The following is an 18,992-nucleotide window of genomic DNA, read 5'->3' as shown; positions in this document are numbered from 1 at the left end:
AGAGTGCCGCTCGGTCATCTCCGCCTTTTTTTCCGCCTTTTCGTCATCTGCCGTTACCTTCTCCCGCCTTGACCCACGCTCAATTAAGAAATTTCTTGGAACTTTTTGAAACAGCGGTTTACCCCATTAAAGCTAATGCGTATAGTTCTCATTTGTTTTTGCATGTCTGCGCCGTCAAATAAACGTATTCGTGGCCTGCCTGGGGTGCGAGCACCTTGGCACAATAAAAACTATATTGAGGAATTATCATGTCCTTCGTTGCTTCTCGTCTCAGGGGAAACCATGCCTGCGGCTTCCGGCCGTCTGCCGTCGGCGGTTTTACACGTTCCAGTCTGGCGTTACTGGTGGCAGCGTGTTGTTCCACGCCGGTAGTCATGGCAGCGGAAAGTGAAGACACCATTACCGTCGACGCTACAGCCAACGGCAGTATGCTGCCGGAGCAGGACTATGCGGTGCCGGTAACTCGCGCCGGTACCAAAATGGCGCTGACGCCACGCGATATTCCACAATCAGTCAGCGTGATCACTCAGCAGCGCATGCAGGATCAGGATCTGCAAACCATCGGCGACGTGCTGAGCAACACCACCGGCATCAGCGCCAACAATATCGATTCCGATCGCTCGACCTATTTTTCGCGCGGCTTCTTTATCAACAATTATCTGTACGACGATATTCCGACCACCGTCGATGAAGTGTGGAACTTTGGCGACGCCGCCGGTGATACGGCAATTTATCAGCGCATCGAGGTGGTGCGTGGCGCCAACGGCCTGATGACCGGCTCGGGCAACCCGTCTGCGGCGATTAATATGGTGCGCAAACATGCCGACAGCCGTGAGCTGACCGGCAATCTGTCCGCCAGCTACGGTCGCTGGAACAAGCAGCGTTACGTCGGTGACGTCAGCACGCCGCTCAACGCCGACGGTAGCGTGCGTGGGCGGGCGGTGGCTGGTTATCAGGATGGCGATGGTTGGCTGGACCGTTACGGCAACCGCAAAAAATTTCTGTATACCGTACTGGATGCCGATCTGACCGACTCGACCAAATTATCGCTGGGATGGGAATACCAGCAGAGCCACACCAGCAACCCGACCTGGGGCGGTTTGCCGACCTGGTACAGCGACGGCAGCCGGACTCACTACGATCGCAGTTTCAACCCGGCGCCGGACTGGGCGTATTCGGACAAGGAGTCGAACAAGATTTTTGCCGATCTGACGCAGCGTTTTGACAACGGCTGGCAGGCGCGCGTGAATGCAACCCACGCCAAAACCACCTTTGATTCCAAACTGATGTATGCCTCGGGTTACCCGGATAAAATCACCGGCGACGGGGTGATGGCCTACGGTGGCTGGAACAAGGGCACGCGCAAACTCGACTCGCTGGACGCTTATGCCAGCGGACCGTTTGAGCTGTTCGGCCGCCAGCATGAATTGGTGGCCGGCGGCAGCTACAGCAAGCAGAACAACTATTACTTCAACTCACAGTCGATGCTGTCCACGGCCGACGTCGGCAACTATAACAACTGGGACGGCAACGTCACGCAAGGCAGTTGGTCACCGTGGGTGGTGTATGCCGATGATACGCTGCGACAAAAGTCATTCTACGGTGCGGTGCGTTTCTCGCTGGCCGATCCGCTGTCGCTGATTGTTGGCGCGCGTTATACCGACTGGCGCGCCAACGGTACCACCGCCACCAGCAGCAAAGACGCGGTGACGCCCTATGCCGGGCTGATCTACGACATTAACGACACCTATTCGGCCTATATCAGCTACACCGAAATCTTCCAGCCGCAAACGGTTCGCGATGCCAACCGCAACTATCTTGACCCGACCACCGGCAAGAACTACGAAGCGGGGATTAAGGGCGATTGGCATAACAGTCGCCTGACGGCCTCACTGTCGGTGTTCCGTACCGAGCAGGACAACCTGGGTGTCAGCACCGGTGCCTATATTCCCGGCACTGCCGAAATGGCGTATGAATCGATCAGCGGTACGGTGAGCCGCGGGGTTGAGTTTGAAGTCAACGGCGCGTTGACCGACAACTGGCAGATGACCTTCGGCGCGTCGCGTTTTGTCGCCGAAGACAAGGATGGCGAGGCGGTGAACCCGTTTATGCCGCGCACCACGCTGAAGCTGTTTTCCAGCTACCGAGTGCCGGCACTACAGGCGCTGACCATCGGCGGCGGCGTCAACTGGCAAAACCATACCTGGCGTGACGACGCCGGCCCGGCGGGGGCATCGCGTCCCGAACAGGGCAGCTATGCGTTAGTTAACCTGTTGGCGCGTTATCAGGTTAACCAGCAGTTTTCGCTACAGGCCAACGTGAATAACCTGCTCGATAAAGAGTATTACGACTACCTCGGCAGTTATGCGGTCTACGGTGCGCCACGCAGCGTTTCTGTCACTGCCAATTATCAGTTCTGATGCCAGACGGGAGCCTGCTTTGCAGGCTCCTGCAACCGCTCCGACGGTTTTTCATCTGCTGGTTAAATTCATTCAGCAAATTTGTTGGCTCGCGTTAAAAATTTCCGCTATCAATCAAACAACAACCTGTCAGGCTGTGTGATTGGTATATATGCTTGATGTATTGGCAAGGAACGACGAGAACAGCATGATTCTAATCATTTACGCACACCCGTATCCCCGGCATTCCCATGCCAATCAGCGCTTATTGCAGGCGGTAAAGGACATTCCCGACGTGGAAGTCCGTTCGCTGTATGAGCTTTATCCTGATTTTAATATTGATATCAACGCCGAACAGCAGGCGCTGCAGCGTGCCGATCTGGTGGTGTTACAGCATCCGATCCAGTGGTACAGCCTGCCGCCGTTACTGAAACTGTGGATCGACAAAGTGCTGGAACACGGCTGGGCCTATGGTCATGAAGGCAATGCGCTGGTGGGTAAAGACTGTCTGTGGGCGGTGACCAGCGGCGGCGATGAACACCACTTCGAACTGGGTAACTACCCCAACTTTGCGGTGCTGGGGCAACCGTTGCAGGCAACGGCGATATATTGCGGCATGCACTGGCAGCCGTACTTTGCCGTACATAACACTTTCACCTGCAACGAGCCGGCGTTGATATCCGCCGGTGAGGCTTACCGCCAGCGTTTGATGCAATATCTGCTGGATCGTCAACAACCGCTGGCACTGGGAGCCGAAAATGGATAATCACGGCATGATGCTTGAAGGGCTGATCTATCTGGGATCGGCAGGTCTGTTGGTGCCGATCGCGGTGCGACTGGGATTGGGATCGGTACTGGGGTACCTGATTGCCGGCTGTATCATCGGCCCATGGGGGCTGAAGCTGGTATCAGATGCCGAATCGATCCTGACCTTTGCGGAAATCGGCGTGGTGCTGATGCTGTTCATTATCGGATTGGAGCTGGATCCGAAACGGTTATGGACGCTGCGCGCGTCGGTGTTTGGCGGTGGCGGATTACAGATGGCCGGCTGCGGGCTGGTGCTCAGTGCATTCTGTTATTTCTTGGGACTGGACTGGAAAGTGGCGCTGCTGATTGGCCTGGCGCTGGCGCTGTCTTCTACCGCCATTGCCATGCAGGCGATGAGCGAACGTAACCTGACGCCGTCGCCGATTGGCCGCGGTGCTTTTGCGGTGCTGTTGTTCCAGGACATCGCAGCAATTCCGCTGGTGGCGATGATCCCGCTGTTGGCCAATAGCGGCGCGGCTACCACGCTGGAAGCCTTTGCGCTGTCAGCGGCAAAGGTGGTCGGAGCGCTGGCGCTGGTAGTGTTGCTGGGCCGTTATGTGACGCGGCCGCTGCTGCATTTTGTCGCACGTTCCGGCATGCGTGAAGTGTTCAGCGCCGTGGCGTTGTTCCTGGTTTTCGGCTTCGGCATTTTGCTGGAAATGGCCGGTTTGTCGATGGCGATGGGGGCGTTCCTTGCCGGGGTACTGCTGGCAAGCTCGGAATACCGCCATGCGCTAGAAAGCGACATTCAGCCGTTCAAAGGCCTGCTGCTTGGCCTGTTCTTTATCGGCGTGGGCATGTCGATCGACTTTGGCACGCTGTTCAGTCATCCGCTGTTGATCGCCACGCTGCTGTTGGGTTTTATGTTGCTGAAGGCCGCCATGCTGTGGCTGATTGCGCCGCTGCTGGGCGTGCCGAAGCGTCAGCGCGGGCTGTTCGCCATTCTGCTTGGCCAGGGCAGTGAATTTGCCTTTGTGATTTTCGGCGCAGCGCAAATGGCCGGCGTGCTGCCGGTGGAGTGGGCGAAAGCGCTGACGCTGGCGGTGGCACTGTCAATGGCGGCAACGCCACTGCTGCTGGTTATCGCCGCCCGACGGGAGAACAATGCGCCGAAGGACGATCGTCCGGCGGATGTGATCGATGAAGAGAACGCCAGCGTCATCATCGCCGGTTTTGGCCGGTTTGGCCAGATCGCCGGTCGCTTGCTGTTGGCCAACGGGGTACACACCGTGGTACTGGATCACGATCCGGATCATATCGAAACGCTGCGCAAGTTCGGCACCAAAGTGTTTTATGGCGATGCCACGCGCGCCGATCTGCTGGAGGCCGCTGGCGCAGAGCACGCCAAAGTGCTGATTAACGCCATCGATGACGTGGAGGCCAACCTGCAACTGACCGAGCTGGCCAAGCGCCATTTCCCGCACTTGAAGGTGGTGGCGCGCGCGCGCGACGTCGACCACTGGTATCAGCTGCGACAGTTGGGCGTGGAAAACCCGGAACGCGAGACGTTCGAAAGCTCGCTGCGCATTGGCCGCGAAACCCTGGAATTGCTGGGGCTGGATGCCTACGAGGCGCGTGAGAAAGCGGACACTTTCCGCCGTTACAATCTGCAAATGCTGGAAGCGATGATGGAGAATTACGAAGATACCGAATTCCGCATCGCCACCTTGCAGCGGGCGAAGGAGATGCTCAGTACCGCCATCGAACAGGATCGGTCGCGTCTGGTACGGGTTCAGCAAACCGGCTGGCGCGGCAGCATCGACGGCAAGGCGCCGGAAGACGAGGTGGTGGAAGCCAAAGGGTAAGTCAGATGCGCTCTCCGCTGGAGAGCGCGTTTTTAGCGGCTTAGCTCAGTGCGACCTTAATCCCAAGCGCAATCAACATGCCGCCCAGCAGTTTATCGACCACCTTCTGCACTTTTTCCAACCCGCGGCGTACCGGCCCGCTTTGAATCAGATATACCAGCAGCGGCCACCACAGCGCCGACAGGCCAAGGATTATCCCCGCATACCACAATTTTTCACCGATGCCGGAGTCGATCTGCAACACCTGGGTGAACACCGCCAGGAAGAACAGCGTAGCCTTTGGGTTCAGCAGATTGCACAGATAACCCTGCATAAAGGCATTTTTCAGGCTGACCTGCTGCTGTGGCAGATTACTGACGTTCATTTTACCGCCGCCGCGTGACAGCAACGCCTGGATGCCAACCCAGATAAGGTAGGCCGCACCGGCATATTTCAGCAGGTTAAACAGCCACGGCGTGGTGGTAATCACCACCGCCAGCCCGGCGACGCAGTACGACATATGGGTCGCGACGCCGAAAATCACGCCGCAGGCGGTCATCATCGCCGCCAGCCGTGGATAACGTGCGGCGTTCTTGATCACCAGGAAAAAATCCGGCCCCGGCGACAACATGCCCAGCGTGGCGATCCCGGCGACGAACAGTGTGGTTTCAAGCATGGTCACAGTCTCGGTAAAAAATGTCATTGCATTGATAATAACGCTGAGCACCCTGACGCGCATCAACCCATTGTGGGCAGAATAAGCAATATGATGAACATTCATTCAGCGTGAATCACGGGGCAGTATGAAGCAGCAAGCCATCATCAGCATGCCGGAGCCTAACCGGCAACAACGAGACATCACCCGACTGTGCATCCAATGCGCACTGATGCTGTTGCAGCACGGTGCCGAAAGCATGGTGGTTGAACAACTCTCCACCCGCCTCGGGCTGGCGTTGGGCATGGACAGCGTAGAAAGCTCGATTTCCGCCAACGCGGTGGTGCTGACGACCATCAGCAACGGAGCCTGTCTGACCACGACGCGCAAGAACATCGATCGCGGTATCAACATGCAGATGGTCACCGAGGTGCAGCACGTGGTGATTCTGGCGGAACATCGGCTGGCGGACGTCGGCGAGGTGGCAAAGCGCCTCGACAAGATCCGCCCGCTGCGTTACCCACGCGGTCTGGTGGTATTGATGGTGGCACTCTCCTGCGGTTGCTTCAGCATGCTTAACGGCGGCGGTAGCGATGCGTTCGCCGTGACCTTTATCGCCAGTGGTCTGGCGATGTGGGTACGGCAGATGTTGACCGCTCGGCAGATGAACCCGCTGATCAACTTCTGCCTGACGGCGTTTGTCGCCACGTCGGCATCCGGCTTGCTGCTGCGTCTGCCGTGGTTTAATCAGACGGCCAGCGTGGCGATGGCCGCCAGCGTATTGCTGCTGGTGCCGGGCTTTCCGCTGATCAATGCGGTGGCGGATATGTTCAAGGGGCATGTCAATACCGGCCTGGCGCGCTGGGCAATGGCCAGCCTGTTAACCCTCGCCACCTGCATTGGCGTAATAATGGCGATGTCGCTGTGGGGTTTGCGGGGGTGGTCATGATGCTGTTATGGGCGCTGGGGCGCGATATGCTGCTGGCGGCGGTGCCGGCGCTGGGGTTTGCCATGGTGTTCAACGTGCCGCTGCGCGCGCTGCGCTATTGCGCCTTGCTTGGTGCGTTGGGGCACGGCTCGCGCATGCTGCTGATGGCGGGGGGCATCAATATCGAATGGGCGTCGTTTCTGGCGGCGGTGCTGATTGGCATTATCGGTATATATTGGTCGCGCTGGTTGCTGGCGCATCCGAAAGTATTCACCGTGGCGGCGGTTATCCCGATGTTCCCTGGCATCCCAGCCTATACCGCCATGATTACGCTGGTGGAGATCTCACACCTTGGCTATAGCGAGGCGCTGATGGCGGTGATGGTGACGCATTTTCTCAAAGCCTGTTTTATCGTCGGCGCGTTGTCGATCGGCCTGTCGTTACCGGGATTATGGTTGTATCGCAAACGCCCGGGGGTATAGCTTAGTGCCGGTAATTATTAGCTATTCTGATAAGAGCTATCTTATATATTCACATTGCTTGTTTGCCCTATCGACGGCCGATGGGGCTTTACGTATAGTGTGAGCAATTTTGCTGCCTATACAGGGTTTAACAATGATTATCAGCCTGATCGCTGCCTTGGCGGCGGATCGCGTAATTGGTATGGAAAACGCCATGCCATGGCATCTGCCAGCCGATTTGGCGTGGTTTAAACGTAACACGTTAAATAAGCCGGTCATTATGGGCCGCAAGACGTTTGAGTCGATTGGCCGCCCATTGCCGGGGCGCCATAATATCGTGTTGAGCAGCCGAGCGGGCGTTGAAACCGGCGTGACCTGGGCAACCTCGCTGGATGAAGCACTGGCTGCCGCGGGCGACGTGGAAGAAGTGATGGTGATGGGCGGCGGGCGTATCTATAGCCAGTTCCTGGCGCGTGCCAACCGCATGTATCTGACACACATCGACGCCGAAGTCGGTGGCGATACGCATTTCCCGGATTACGAACCAGACGAATGGGAAACCTCGTTTAGCGAATTCCATGACGCAGACGAGCAGAACTCGCACAGCTATTGTTTTGAAATTCTCGAACGTCGTTAATCGACGAGTCACGCAGCGTAAGCCGTAAAACACCCGCAGGGAACAAAGTGATTGCGTCCCTGCGGAGGCCTTCCTCAGCCCCACAGGTTGAACGCTATACGCTACCGAGCGACTTAGCGCGCGGCACATCAACGCGCCAGACGGTTGACTGAGCATTATCAGGCGCGCCAGGGAATTTTGAGCGCTTTGTTTTAGCGAGCTATTTTGCTTTTGCCGGCAAATTGTGTCCCTGCCTGACCTCTGTAACATTTTCGTCACACTTCCTGATTAGTATGAAGCCCAACCTTGAGCGCCTCGGCAACTCTGGTGACCTTTGATCGTGGCGCCGTCTACCAGGAAGCTAAAATCATGACCAATAAAATTGAGCAATTAAATGCCGATCGCCTGATCGATCCCACCCGTCGTAAATTGCTGCTGGGCAGCGCCGGCGCCGTTGGCCTGGCCGGTTTCCTCGGCGGCGGTATTTTGAGCGTATCGGCCGAAGCGTTGGCCGAGGATCTGCCGGCCAACAAGCTGCTGGGCTTTAAAGGGATTGCTGCTTCTAGCGCCGATGAGGTGGCGATCGCACCGGGATACCAGGCTGAAGTGCTGATCTCCTGGGGGGAGCCGTTGGTTGACGGCGCAGCGGCGTTTGATGCCAATGGCGGTAATAGCGCGGCCGATCAGGAAAAACAATTCGGCGATAACAACGATGGCATGAGCTTCTTCCCGATCGACGATCGTCACGGGGTGATGGCGATCAATAACGAATACGTTAACGAGCAGTACCTGTTCGCCCATGGCGGCAGCAAGGCCACCAGTCTGGAAGAGGTGCGCAAGTCTCAGGCCGGGCACGGCGTCTCGATTGTGGCGGTGAAACGCATTGGCGACACGCAGCGCTGGGAAGTCGAGCGCCCTTCGCGCTACAACCGCCGCATTACCGCCAATAGCGAAATGCAATTCAGTGGCCCGGCAGCCGGCCACCCGTTGCTGCAAACCGCAGCCGATCCGTCCGGCCGTAAGGTGCTGGGCACCTTTGGCAACTGCGCCAACGGCAAAACGCCGTGGGGCACCTATCTGACCTGCGAAGAGAACTTCGATACCTATTTCGGCACCAAACAGGCCGATTATAAAACCACGCCGGAACAGCAGCGCTACACGCTCAACGTCAGCGAGCCAGAACGTAACTGGCCGGATTTTGACGACCGTTTCGACGTGGCGAAGAACCCGAACGAATTTAACCGCCACGGTTGGATTGTGGAAATCGACCCGATGAATCCGACCTCGACGCCGATAAAACACACCGCGCTGGGGCGTTTTAAACATGAAAATGCCGCGGTAACCGTGGCCAGGGATGGGCGTCTGGTGGTGTATATGGGCGACGATGAACGCGGCGAGCATATCTATAAATACGTTTCCAAAGGTAAGGTTGACGTCGCCAACCCGGCGAATAACCGCGGCCTGCTGGATGACGGCACGCTGTACGTGGCGCAGTTTGACGGTGACGCCAACGGCACGCCGCTCAAAGGCAAAGGGCGCTGGATAGCGCTGGAGTTTGGCAAAAACGGCCTGACGCCGGAAAACGGCTTCCGTGATGCGGCAGAAGTGCTGATCTTTGCCCGCAAGGCTGCCGCGCAGGTTGGCGCCACTCAAATGGATCGCCCGGAATGGATCGCCGTCAACCCGCATGACGGGCGCGCCTACTGCACCTTGACCAACAACAGCAAGCGCGGTGAAGAAGGCATGCCGTTGAATGCCGCCAACCCGCGTCCAAAGAACGTTTACGGCCAGATTATCCGCTGGGACGAAGGCGGTGACGCGACGGCAGCAACGTTCTCATGGGACATTTATGTGCTGTGTGGCAACCCGATCGCCTATCCGGAAGGGGTCAACCGTGGCACGCCAAACATCACGGCTGAAAATACGTTTAACAGCCCGGATGGCCTGGGGTTCGATAAGGCAGGGCGTCTGTGGATCCTGACCGATGGCAAGTACAGTAATAAAGGCGATTTTCAGGGGCAGGGTAACAACCAGATGCTGGTGGGCGATCCGCAAAGCGGCGAGATCCGCCGCTTTATGGTCGGACCGAAGTCATGCGAACTGACCGGTATTACCTTCACGCCAGATTACAAAACGATGTTTGTTAACGTCCAGCACCCTGGAGAGGAAGGGGATTCTCACTTCCCGAATAACAGTCCGCGTCCACGCTCTTCGGTATTGATGATCACCCGCAAAGATGGCGGGGTGATTGGCGCCTGATCCGCCTGACCAGGCTTAATCAACAAGGGCGCCAATGGCGCCCTTGTTGATTTTACGCTGAGTCGGTTATGACGCCGCCAGCGTATCACTGCCGTCCAACATCTCCCGCCGGTTGGATGGCTGGGTAAAGTAGCGTTTATCCTCCCAGCGCAACATCGTCAGCTCTCCACCCCAGCAGCAGCCGGTATCGAGCGCGATAATCCCGTCAGGGGTGCCCTTGCCCTCCAGCGACGCCCAATGGCCGAAGATGATGGTGTACTGCGGATCCACCAGACGCGGTAGGGCAAACCAGGGTTTTAGCGGCGCGGGCGCGGTGCCCGGCGCGTCTTTGCTGATCATGTCCAGTTGACCATTCGGGAAGCAGTAGCGCATGCGCGTCAGGGCATTGGTGCTAAAACGCAAACGTGCCAGACCGCTGAGCTCGGGACTCCAGTTGTTCGGCATGTCGCCGTACATCGCATCGAGGAACAGCGGGTAGCTGTCGCTGCTGAGCACCGCTTCCACTTCGCGCGCGCAGATTTTGGCGGTTTCGATGTCCCACTGCGGCGTGATGCCGGCATGCGCCATGATCAGCTGTTGTTGCTCATCCACCTGCAATACCGGTTGGCGACGCAGCCAGTTGATCAGTTCGTCGGCGTCAGGTGCTTCCAGCAACGGAGTAATGCGATCCTTGGGCTTATTGCGGCTAATGCCGGCGTACACCGCCAGCAAATGCAGATCGTGATTGCCCAACACCATGCGCACTGCCGGGCCGAGCGAGCGCACAAAACGCAACACTTCCAGCGATCCCGGCCCTCGGGCCACCAGATCGCCGGTCAACCACAGCGTATCCTGCTGCGGATCAAAAGAAACCTGAGCTAATAGCGACTTGAGTTCATCGAAACAACCATGAACGTCGCCGATAAGATATGTCGACATAGTTAGTGGATCAGCGTTGGGATAGCGAGTCGGAAGACGGGAATAGCGGTGCGGAACGACTGACCCAGATGATCAACCATCTCGTAGTGGCCTTCCATGGTGCCCAGCGGCGTTTCGAGGATCGCGCCGCTGGTATATTGGAATTCACTGCCGGGCTGAATGATTGGCTGTTCGCCAACCACGCCTTCGCCCTGAACTTCAGTTTGCCGACCGTTGCTGTTGGTAATCAACCAGTAACGGCCCAGCAATTGCACGTTGAAACGCCCCAGATTGCGGATAGTGATGGTATAGGCGAAGACATAGCGATCGTCTTCCGGCTGCGACTGTGATTCCACATATACGCTTTGTACCTGAACACACACACGGGGTGAATCAATCATGGTCTCGACTCCTTATTGCTGCGGCGCCGGTTTGGCTGATAGCCAGTTTGCCAGCTGACAGTATTGCGCCACAGAAATATTTTCTGCTCTGAGCGTAGGATCGACGCCGAGCTCGCTCAGTTGTTCCGGCGTGAACAAATCGCCAAGGCTATTACGCACGGTTTTACGACGCTGATTGAAAGCCTGGGTGGTTATGCGGCTCAGCATGCGAACATCGCTGACGGTATGCGGCATGACCACATGCGGAACCAGACGTACCACGGCAGAGTCCACTTTTGGCGGTGGCGCGAAAGCGGTAGGCGGAACTTCCAGCACCGGAATAACGTTGCAATAATATTGCGCCATTACCGATAAACGGCCGTAGGCCTTGCTGTTCGGACCGGCAACCAGGCGATTAACCACTTCTTTCTGCAACATAAAATGCATGTCGCGAATAGCCTGAGTATAGCTGAAAAGGTGGAACATCAGCGGTGTCGAAATATTATACGGCAGGTTACCAAACACGCGCAGCGGTTGGCCAGCCTGTTCGGCCATTTCGGAGAAATTGACCGTCATGGCATCTTGCTGGTGAATGGTCAGTTTGTCTTTCAGCTGTGGGTGACTGGCAAGGCGAGCCGCCAGATCGCGGTCCAGCTCAATCACCGTCATGCGATCCATGCGAGCGCCGACCGGTTCGGTCAATGCGCCAAGCCCTGGGCCGATTTCAACCACGGCTTCGCCCGGCTGCGGGTGAATGGCGGAAACGATGCTATCGATGACAAACTGATCGGTTAAAAAGTTCTGTCCAAAGCGTTTGCGGGCAAAATGCCCTTGGTGGACTCTATTATTCATTACAATTACTTATCATTTTAATGGCGAGATTTAACGCCGTTTTGAAACTGCCCACGTCGGCGGTGCCGGTGCCGGCCAGTTCCAGCGCGGTACCGTGATCCACCGAGGTACGGATAAAAGGTAAGCCGAGCGTGATATTCACCGCGCGGCCGAACCCTTGGTATTTTAGCACTGGCAGACCCTGATCGTGATACATCGCCAGCACCGCGTCTGCATGTTGCAGATACTTTGGCTGGAACAGCGTATCGGCCGGCAGCGGGCCGGTCAGCGCGATGCCACGAGCACGCAGCGCGGTCAGCGCCGGAATGATCACGTCCAGCTCTTCACGGCCCATATGGCCGCCTTCGCCAGCATGCGGGTTAAGCCCGCAAACATAAATCTGCGGCTGCGCGATGCCAAACTTGGTTTTCAAATCATGGTCAAGAATGGTGATCACTTCGTGCAGGCTTTGCTCGGTAATGGCGCCCGGCACTGCCAGCAACGGCAGGTGCGTGGTGGCCAGTGCGACGCGCAACTCTTCGGTAGCCAGCATCATGACCACCCGATCGCGCTGGCTGCGCTCGGCGAAAAACTCGGTGTGACCGCTGAACGGCACGCCGGCCTCGTTGATAATGCTCTTGTTGACCGGACCGGTGATCAGCGCGGCGAATTCACCGTTCAGGCAGCCGTCGCAGGCGCGCGCCAGAGTATCCACCACGTAGCTGCTGTTGCTGACGTCCAACTGACCGGCATTCGCCGGTGCCGCCAGCGCGATCGGCAACACCGTCAGGCTGCCGGCTTGCTGGGGCTGGGCCGCGCTGCCCGGTTGATACTCGCGCAGCTGCAGCGGCAGGTTCAACTGCTGGGCACGTGCAAGCAACAGGGCCGGATCGGCGCATACCACCAACTCAATAGGCCATGCCTGCTGTGCCAGCGCTATCACCAGATCCGGCCCCACCCCGGCGGGTTCACCGGGGGTAATTACCAGACGATTATTGTTGCGCATTGCTGCCATCAAGAATTTTTACGTAGGCCGCAGCGCGCTGTTCTTGCATCCAGGTTTGCGCTTCTTCGGCAAACTTGCGGTTGAACAGCATGCGGTATGCGCGTTCTTTTTGCGCCGCATCGGTTTTATCCACCTGGCGGGTATCAAGCAACTGGATCAGGTGCCAGCCAAATGCCGAATGCACCGGTTGGCTGACTTCGCCTTTTTGCAGTTTCAACAACGCATCGCGGAAGGCCGGGTCATAGATGTCCGGTGACGCCCAACCCAGGTCGCCGCCCTGCAGGGCAGAACCCGGATCCTGAGACAGCTGTTTGGCTTCGTCGGCGAATTTGGCTTTGCCGCTTTTGACCGCTGCCGCCACTTCTTCCAGTTTCGCCCGCGCCTGATCGTCAGTCATCACCACCGACGGCTTCAGCAGGATGTGACGTGCGTGAACTTCGGTAACCGAAATGGACTGGCTGGCGCCACGCAGATCGTTGACCTTCAGGATATGGAAGCCGACGCCTGAACGGATAGGACCGACGACATCGCCTTTTTTAGCGCTGACCAGACGTTCGGCAAACAGGGTAGGGATCTCTTGCAGTTTACCCCAGCCCATATTACCGCCTTTCAGCGCCTGTGAGTCGGCAGAATAGGTGATAGCCAGCTTGCCGAAGTCGGCACCGCTGTTGATTTCGCCGATCAGACGTTTGGCCAGCGTTTCCGCTTCATCAACCTGTTGCTGCGACGGGTTTTCCGGCAGCGGGATCAGGATGTGGCTGATGTTCATTTCGGTGTCGCTGCCGTTTTGCGCGCCGACCTGTTTCGCCAGCGCATCGACTTCCTGCGGCAGGATGGTGACGCGACGACGTACTTCGTTGTTGCGTACTTCGGTGATCAGCATCTCTTTGCGGATCTGCGAACGGTAAGTGTTGTAGTTCAACCCTTCGTAAGCCAGACGGCTGCGCAGCTGATCGATGGACATGCGGTTTTGCGCGGCAATGTTGCCGATGGCTTTATCCAGATCGGCATCGGTGACGTTGATGCCCATTTTCTTGGCCATCTGCAGCTGGATGTTATCCATGATCAAACGCTCGAGGATCTGGTGACGCAGCGTTTTATCGTCCGGCAATTGCTGGCCGGCCTGCTGCGCATTGAGCTTCACCGACTGCAGTAAACCATTGACGTCGCTCTCGAGTACCACGCCGTTATCCACGACGGCGGCGACTTTATCCACTTCTTGGGGTGCTGCGAACGCGGCATTGGCACAAACCACCAATCCGAGAATAAGCGTTCTCCAGTTCTTCATACATTTCCCATTATGTAATCCGCAAATGCGGGTGAAAGTTCTAGTTTTTCAAAGTATTACAGAACATCAAAACGCACGTTGGTATGGCAGAATGCCTGAACGCAGCATTTCACCGGTGCCGAGACTATGATCGCTGCTCAGGCCACGCAGTTCGATGTTGAATGAAACTTTGTTGTCATATTTGCTGGACTGATTACCCGTATCCCATTCGGTAATCTTGCGTTCGTAACCGAGGTTAACCGCCCAGCAGCAGGTGTTGTAACGCAGGCCAACCAGTTGATCTGCGGACTGTTGCGCGCGAGTATCGTAGTAGTAAGCCCCGACGATCGCCCAACGATCGGCAATTGGCCAACTGGCGGTAACGCCAACCTGCGAAATGCCGTCCTGATAGCCCGGGCTGGTGACCTGCGGCAACGTCGCCTGGATATATTCCGGGCTGGCGTAGCGGTAGTTCAACTGCACCATACGGTTTTCGTCCTGACGGTACTCCAGTACTGCATCACCGAGCGCCACGCTGTCGAGGCGGGTGTCGTATTGCACCCCGCCGCGCAGACCCCAACGATCGTCGATCTTCCAATAGGTGTCGCCGGCCCATACCAGGCTGCCGGTGTCATCATTGTTGTCGTAACCGGAGTTCTGATCGCCGGTGCGCGAACGACTGAAGTAATAGATTTGACCCACAGAAACGTTGAAACGTTCAACCAGCGCATCATCATAAACGCGCGACGTTACCCCGGCGGCCAGACGGTTCTGCGAAGCAATACGATCCAGACCGCTGTAGGTACGGTCGCGGAACAGGCCGGAATAATCGGTCTGCAGCAGCGTGGAGTCGTAGGAATAGATGTTGCTCTGATCGCGATACGGCACATACAGGTATTGCAGGCGCGGTTCCAGCGTCTGGGTAAAGTCCTTCGCCCAGTCCATATTGCGGTCGAAGACCATCTTGCCGTCAACCTTGAACTGCGGCAGTACCCGGTTGACCGAGTCGTCCAGCTCCGGCGCGTCACGACCGGTTCGGCTCTTGTAGTTGCCGGCGAAACCGTCCGGAATATCCTGCTGGTAGTGCGTCGCCATCAGCTTCACTTCGCTGTTGAGCGAGCCCCAACCGTTGGTCAACGGCAGGTTCAGCGTCGGCTCAAGGTGCAGACGTGTGGCATCCGGGCTGTAAGGGTTAATGTTGACGAACTTGGCCGCCTGACCATAAACGCGGAAGTCGAACGGACCAAGGTCGTTCTTGTAATAGTTGATGTCAATCTGCGGCAATACCTTGTAGGTATCCGCACTGGTGCGGCTGGTATTGTCGTAGATCTGGAACTGCTTGGACGAGATGGTGGCGTCGAAGTTTTCATCGGCATAGCCGGCGCTGAATTTTTGCGTCGCGTAGCCATCGGTAGTGGAACCGTACAGCGAGTCCAGATCGTTAAAGTATTGCGAGTCGCTGACTTTGGTGTAGTCAACGTTGAAGCGCCACACCTGATCCATGACGCCGCTGTGGTTCCAGTAGAACAGCCAGCGGGTATCGTTGCTGTCCTGCGGGTTGTCCTTGTTGTATTCGCTGTCGTTTGGCAGCCAGTCAAATTCGATGGTGCCGGCGCCCGGTTGCGTCAGGTAACGGAATTCGTTCTGGAGTTGCAAACCGCGTTTGGTCATGTAGTGCGGCGTAATGGTGGCGTCGAAGTTGGGCGCAATGTTCCAGTAATACGGCAGCATGAATTCAAAGCCGTTATTGCTGCCATATTTCGCATTGGGGATCAGGAAGCCTGAACGCCGCTTGTCGCCCACCGGCAATTGCAGATACGGGCTGTAGAACACCGGAACACCGCCGATTTTAAAGCGCGCATTCCATATTTCCGCTACCTGCTCTTCGCGGTCGTGGATCACTTCGGAACCGACTACGCTCCAGCTGTTGTCGCCCGGCAGGCAAGAGGTAAAGGTGCCGTTTTCCAGAATGGTGTAGCGATTCTGGCCGCGCATTTTCATCTTGTCCGCGTCACCACGCCCCTGACGGCCGACCATCTGGTAATCACCCTGGTAGACATCGGTGTCCTTGGTGTTCAGGTTCGACCAGGCCTTCGGCCCTTTCAGCTTGATTTGGTTATCGTCGTAGTGCACATCGCCAGTGGCGGTGACGGTGCGGATTGGATCGCTTTGACCCGGCTCCTGCTTCTGGTTCAGCTCGACCTGTTTCGCCGTCAGCGTACTGTTGCCCTGTTCGATTTTTACATCACCGCTGAACAACGCGCTACCCGGATAGTCGGCGCGGGAATCATCGGAATTGATGGTTACCGGCAGGCTGTTGGGATCGCCGCTGACCAGCGGTTTGTCATAGGTAGGAACGCCGAGCATGCACTGCTCGGCCAGATCAGCCAGCGCATGCTGACTGTAGAGTGCCGTCCAAATCATCGTGGCCAGCAGTGTTGGGAAACTTTTTTTCATACGCGGTTTTGGTGTTCCGTCATCAGAGGCGTCATGTCCGGCAAACGGTCAGAGACTATATCACTCATCTGCGTTGCGCTAGTTAAATCCTGCCGTTTAACTGCGTCGTTGTTAGGCGCAGCGATAAATGACAGGTATGATAATCGAAATCTTGGGAAAAATCGCCTAACCCTTAGCTATTGCGGCGGGGCATTGCGCTGAAAGTAATATAATTGAGGAGTATATGCAGTATTGGGGAAAACTGCTCGGAGTCATTGTCGCCATTTGGTCTGGCGCGGGCTTCTGGGGCGTAGTTTTGGGGCTGATTGTCGGCCATATGATCGATACTGCGCGCAACAATAAGCGCAGCCGAGGCTTTTTCGCTGACCAGCAAACGCGGCAAACGTTGTTTTTCCGCACCACATTTCAGGTAATGGGGCACCTCACCAAATCAAAAGGGCGCGTTACCGAGGCTGACATACAAATCGCCAGCCTGTTTATGGATCGCATGCAGCTACACGGCGCAGCGCGTACCGCTGCCCAGCAGGCGTTTCGCGAAGGCAAGCAGGGTAATTTCCCGCTGCGTGAAACCCTGCAGCAGTTTCGCAGCATCTGTTTTGGTCGTTTCGATCTGATTAGGATGTTTCTGGAAATTCAGATCCAGGCGGCGTTTGCCGATGGTTCGCTGCACCCGAACGAACGTCAGGTGCTGTACGTGATTGCCGAAGAACTGGGTATTTCACGAGCCCAGTTCGATCAGTTCCTGCGCATGATGGAAGGCGGCCAGCAGTTCGGCGGCGGCTATCAGCAGCAGGGCGGTTATTCGCACGGCGGGCATCAGCAGGCGCAACGTGGGCCGACGCTGGAAGACGCCTGCAAGGTGCTGGGGGTCGACAGCAGTGATGACGCCACCACCATCAAGCGCGCCTACCGCAAGCTGATGAGCGAACACCACCCGGATAAACTGGTAGCAAAAGGCCTGCCGCCAGAAATGATGGAAATGGCCAAGCAGAAAGCGCAGGAGATTCAGGCGGCGTATGACCTGATCAAGCGTGAGAAAGGCTTCAAATAACGATACCCGTCATATTTGACGCCGCCTCTTTGTTGGCTGCCCGCGTTTACCCCGGTCACGTACTTGATGTACGCTCCCGGGGTGCGCTTGGTTGCCGCCGCGATGCAACGCCAACTATTTAGGGTATCTCGAGGTCATATTTGACGCCGCCTCTTTGTTGGCTGCCCGCGTTTACCCCGGTCAGGTACTTGATGTACGCTCCCGGGGTGCGCTTGGTTGCCGCCGCGACGCAACGCCAACTATTTAGGGTATCTCGAGGTCATATTTGACGCCGCCTCTTTGTTGGCTGCCCGCGTTTACCCCGGTCAGGTACTTGATGTACGCTCCCGGGGTGCGCTTGGTTGCCGCCGCGAGGCAACGCCAACTATTTAGGGTATCTCGAGGTCATATTTGACGCCGCCTCTTTGTTGGCTGCCCACGTTTACCCCGGTCAGGTACTTGATGTACGCTCCCGGGGTGCGCTTGGTTGCCGCCGCGACGCAACGCCAACGAGTTAGGGTATAGCCGGGCGAGATACGGTTAGAAATCCGCCTCAACGCGGAAATGCATCGGCGTTTGGTATGCCGGGTGGGTGATGCGCAGTTCCTGTGCGTGCAGTTGCAGCCGCGCTGCCATGGCTTTGGCCTGTGGGTGTGCGTAGAAGCCGTCGCCAAGGATCGGGTGGCCCAACGCCAGCATATGCACGCGCAACTGATGCGAACGCCCGGTTATCGGCGTCAGCTTGACCCGCGTGCTGCCATCGGCGTCGCGCGATAACACCTGGTATTCCGTCTGCGCCGATTTACCGGTTTCAAAGCACACTTTCTGCAACGGTCGATTTGGCCAGTCGCAAATCAGCGGCAAATCCACCATCCCCTCGTCATGTTCCAGATGGCCCCAGACCCGGGCAATGTAGGATTTTTTGGGTTCACGTTCGCGAAACTGACGCTTTAGTTCACGCTCGGCGGCCTTGTTCAAGGCCACCACAATCACCCCGCTGGTGGCCATATCCAGCCGATGCACCGATTCGGCCGCTGGAAAGTCAACCTGAATGCGTGTCATCAGGCTGTCCTTGTTCTCCGGTGCGCGGCCGGGTACCGACAGCAAACCACTGGGTTTATTCACCACAATGATATGTTCATCCTGATACAGAATGTGCATCGCACCGGTAGGGGGATTGTAGGGTTGCATGACAGCTCCGCTAGAGGGCCTGAC

16 protein-coding genes are annotated in these 18,992 nt (G+C 57.0%); 8 read left to right on the top strand and 8 right to left on the bottom strand.

From position 1 onward, the window contains the following. The first annotated feature begins 248 nt into the window (after positions 1-248). The 3 genes from fhuE (at position 249) to kefC (ending at position 5,011) form a co-directional block, all read left to right on the top strand. Positions 249-2,420: a ferric-rhodotorulic acid/ferric-coprogen receptor FhuE gene (gene fhuE / locus AC2AXP_RS16220; protein ID WP_039991175.1), complete on the top strand. Its 2,172-nt coding sequence runs from the start codon at positions 249-251 to the stop codon at positions 2,418-2,420. A 187-nt stretch (positions 2,421-2,607) separates the two neighbouring features. Then, positions 2,608-3,165, top strand: coding sequence for a glutathione-regulated potassium-efflux system oxidoreductase KefF (kefF, locus tag AC2AXP_RS16215; protein ID WP_484381806.1), 558 nt, complete (start codon positions 2,608-2,610; stop codon positions 3,163-3,165). Beyond that, on the top strand, positions 3,158-5,011 hold the full coding sequence (gene kefC, locus AC2AXP_RS16210) for a glutathione-regulated potassium-efflux system protein KefC (protein WP_004955448.1): 1,854 nt from the start codon (positions 3,158-3,160) through the stop codon (positions 5,009-5,011). Before kefF ends, kefC begins: the two co-directional genes overlap by 8 nt. 40 nt (positions 5,012-5,051) lie before the next feature. On the opposite strand, the gene AC2AXP_RS16205 is transcribed toward kefC, so the two are convergent. After that, positions 5,052-5,666, bottom strand: coding sequence for a LysE family translocator (locus AC2AXP_RS16205; protein ID WP_039992427.1), 615 nt, complete (start codon positions 5,664-5,666; stop codon positions 5,052-5,054). Positions 5,667-5,793: 127 nt separating this feature from the next. Between AC2AXP_RS16205 and AC2AXP_RS16200 the strand changes: the two genes are divergently transcribed. The 4 genes from AC2AXP_RS16200 (at position 5,794) to AC2AXP_RS16185 (ending at position 9,909) form a co-directional block, all read left to right on the top strand. Next, a complete protein-coding gene (locus AC2AXP_RS16200) occupies positions 5,794-6,594 on the top strand; it encodes a threonine/serine exporter family protein (protein WP_004955446.1) in 801 nt (266 codons plus the stop codon). Next, the gene (locus AC2AXP_RS16195) at positions 6,591-7,055 is read left to right on the top strand and encodes a threonine/serine exporter (protein WP_004955444.1); all 465 of its coding nucleotides are present in this window, start codon (positions 6,591-6,593) and stop codon (positions 7,053-7,055) included. Before AC2AXP_RS16200 ends, AC2AXP_RS16195 begins: the two co-directional genes overlap by 4 nt. A 133-nt stretch (positions 7,056-7,188) precedes the next feature. Then, a complete protein-coding gene (gene folA / locus AC2AXP_RS16190; RefSeq protein WP_004955442.1) occupies positions 7,189-7,671 on the top strand; it encodes a type 3 dihydrofolate reductase in 483 nt (160 codons plus the stop codon). A 348-nt stretch (positions 7,672-8,019) separates the two neighbouring features. Continuing rightward, complete coding sequence (locus AC2AXP_RS16185; RefSeq protein ID WP_484381805.1) at positions 8,020-9,909, top strand: PhoX family protein; 1,890 nt, start codon at positions 8,020-8,022, stop codon at positions 9,907-9,909. Positions 9,910-9,975: 66 nt separating this feature from the next. Here the strand turns inward: AC2AXP_RS16185 and apaH are convergent, their stop codons facing one another. The 6 genes from apaH to lptD form a co-directional block, all read right to left on the bottom strand. Further along, entirely contained in the window at positions 9,976-10,827 is an 852-nt protein-coding gene (gene apaH, locus AC2AXP_RS16180) for a bis(5'-nucleosyl)-tetraphosphatase (symmetrical) ApaH (RefSeq protein WP_004955439.1), read from the bottom strand. A gap of 2 nt (positions 10,828-10,829) precedes the next feature. Continuing rightward, positions 10,830-11,207: a Co2+/Mg2+ efflux protein ApaG gene (gene apaG, locus AC2AXP_RS16175; protein WP_004955436.1), complete on the bottom strand. Its 378-nt coding sequence runs from the start codon at positions 11,205-11,207 to the stop codon at positions 10,830-10,832. Positions 11,208-11,219: 12 nt separating this feature from the next. Continuing rightward, positions 11,220-12,038, bottom strand: coding sequence for a 16S rRNA (adenine(1518)-N(6)/adenine(1519)-N(6))-dimethyltransferase RsmA (rsmA, locus tag AC2AXP_RS16170; protein WP_198773268.1), 819 nt, complete (start codon positions 12,036-12,038; stop codon positions 11,220-11,222). After that, entirely contained in the window at positions 12,031-13,023 is a 993-nt protein-coding gene (gene pdxA / locus AC2AXP_RS16165; protein ID WP_484381804.1) for a 4-hydroxythreonine-4-phosphate dehydrogenase PdxA, read from the bottom strand. Before pdxA ends, rsmA begins: the two co-directional genes overlap by 8 nt. After that, positions 13,010-14,311, bottom strand: a complete 1,302-nt coding sequence (gene surA, locus AC2AXP_RS16160) for a peptidylprolyl isomerase SurA (protein ID WP_004955430.1) — start codon at positions 14,309-14,311, stop codon at positions 13,010-13,012. Before surA ends, pdxA begins: the two co-directional genes overlap by 14 nt. A gap of 66 nt (positions 14,312-14,377) precedes the next feature. Then, positions 14,378-16,747: an LPS assembly protein LptD gene (gene lptD, locus AC2AXP_RS16155; protein WP_004955429.1), complete on the bottom strand. Its 2,370-nt coding sequence runs from the start codon at positions 16,745-16,747 to the stop codon at positions 14,378-14,380. Positions 16,748-16,970: 223 nt separating this feature from the next. On the opposite strand from lptD, the gene djlA reads away from it, so the two are divergent. Beyond that, entirely contained in the window at positions 16,971-17,798 is an 828-nt protein-coding gene (djlA, locus tag AC2AXP_RS16150) for a co-chaperone DjlA (RefSeq protein WP_004955428.1), read from the top strand. 519 nt (positions 17,799-18,317) lie between these two features. Here the strand turns inward: djlA and rluA are convergent. Then, positions 18,318-18,968 carry a bifunctional tRNA pseudouridine(32) synthase/23S rRNA pseudouridine(746) synthase RluA gene (gene rluA, locus AC2AXP_RS16145; protein ID WP_004955427.1) on the bottom strand — a complete coding sequence of 217 codons (651 nt, stop codon included), beginning with the start codon at positions 18,966-18,968 and terminating at the stop codon, positions 18,318-18,320. Between the last annotated feature and the right edge of the window lie 24 nt (positions 18,969-18,992).

The organism is Serratia sp. Sp408 (assembly GCF_057180665.1).
This window is presented reverse-complemented; position numbering and strand designations above follow the sequence as displayed.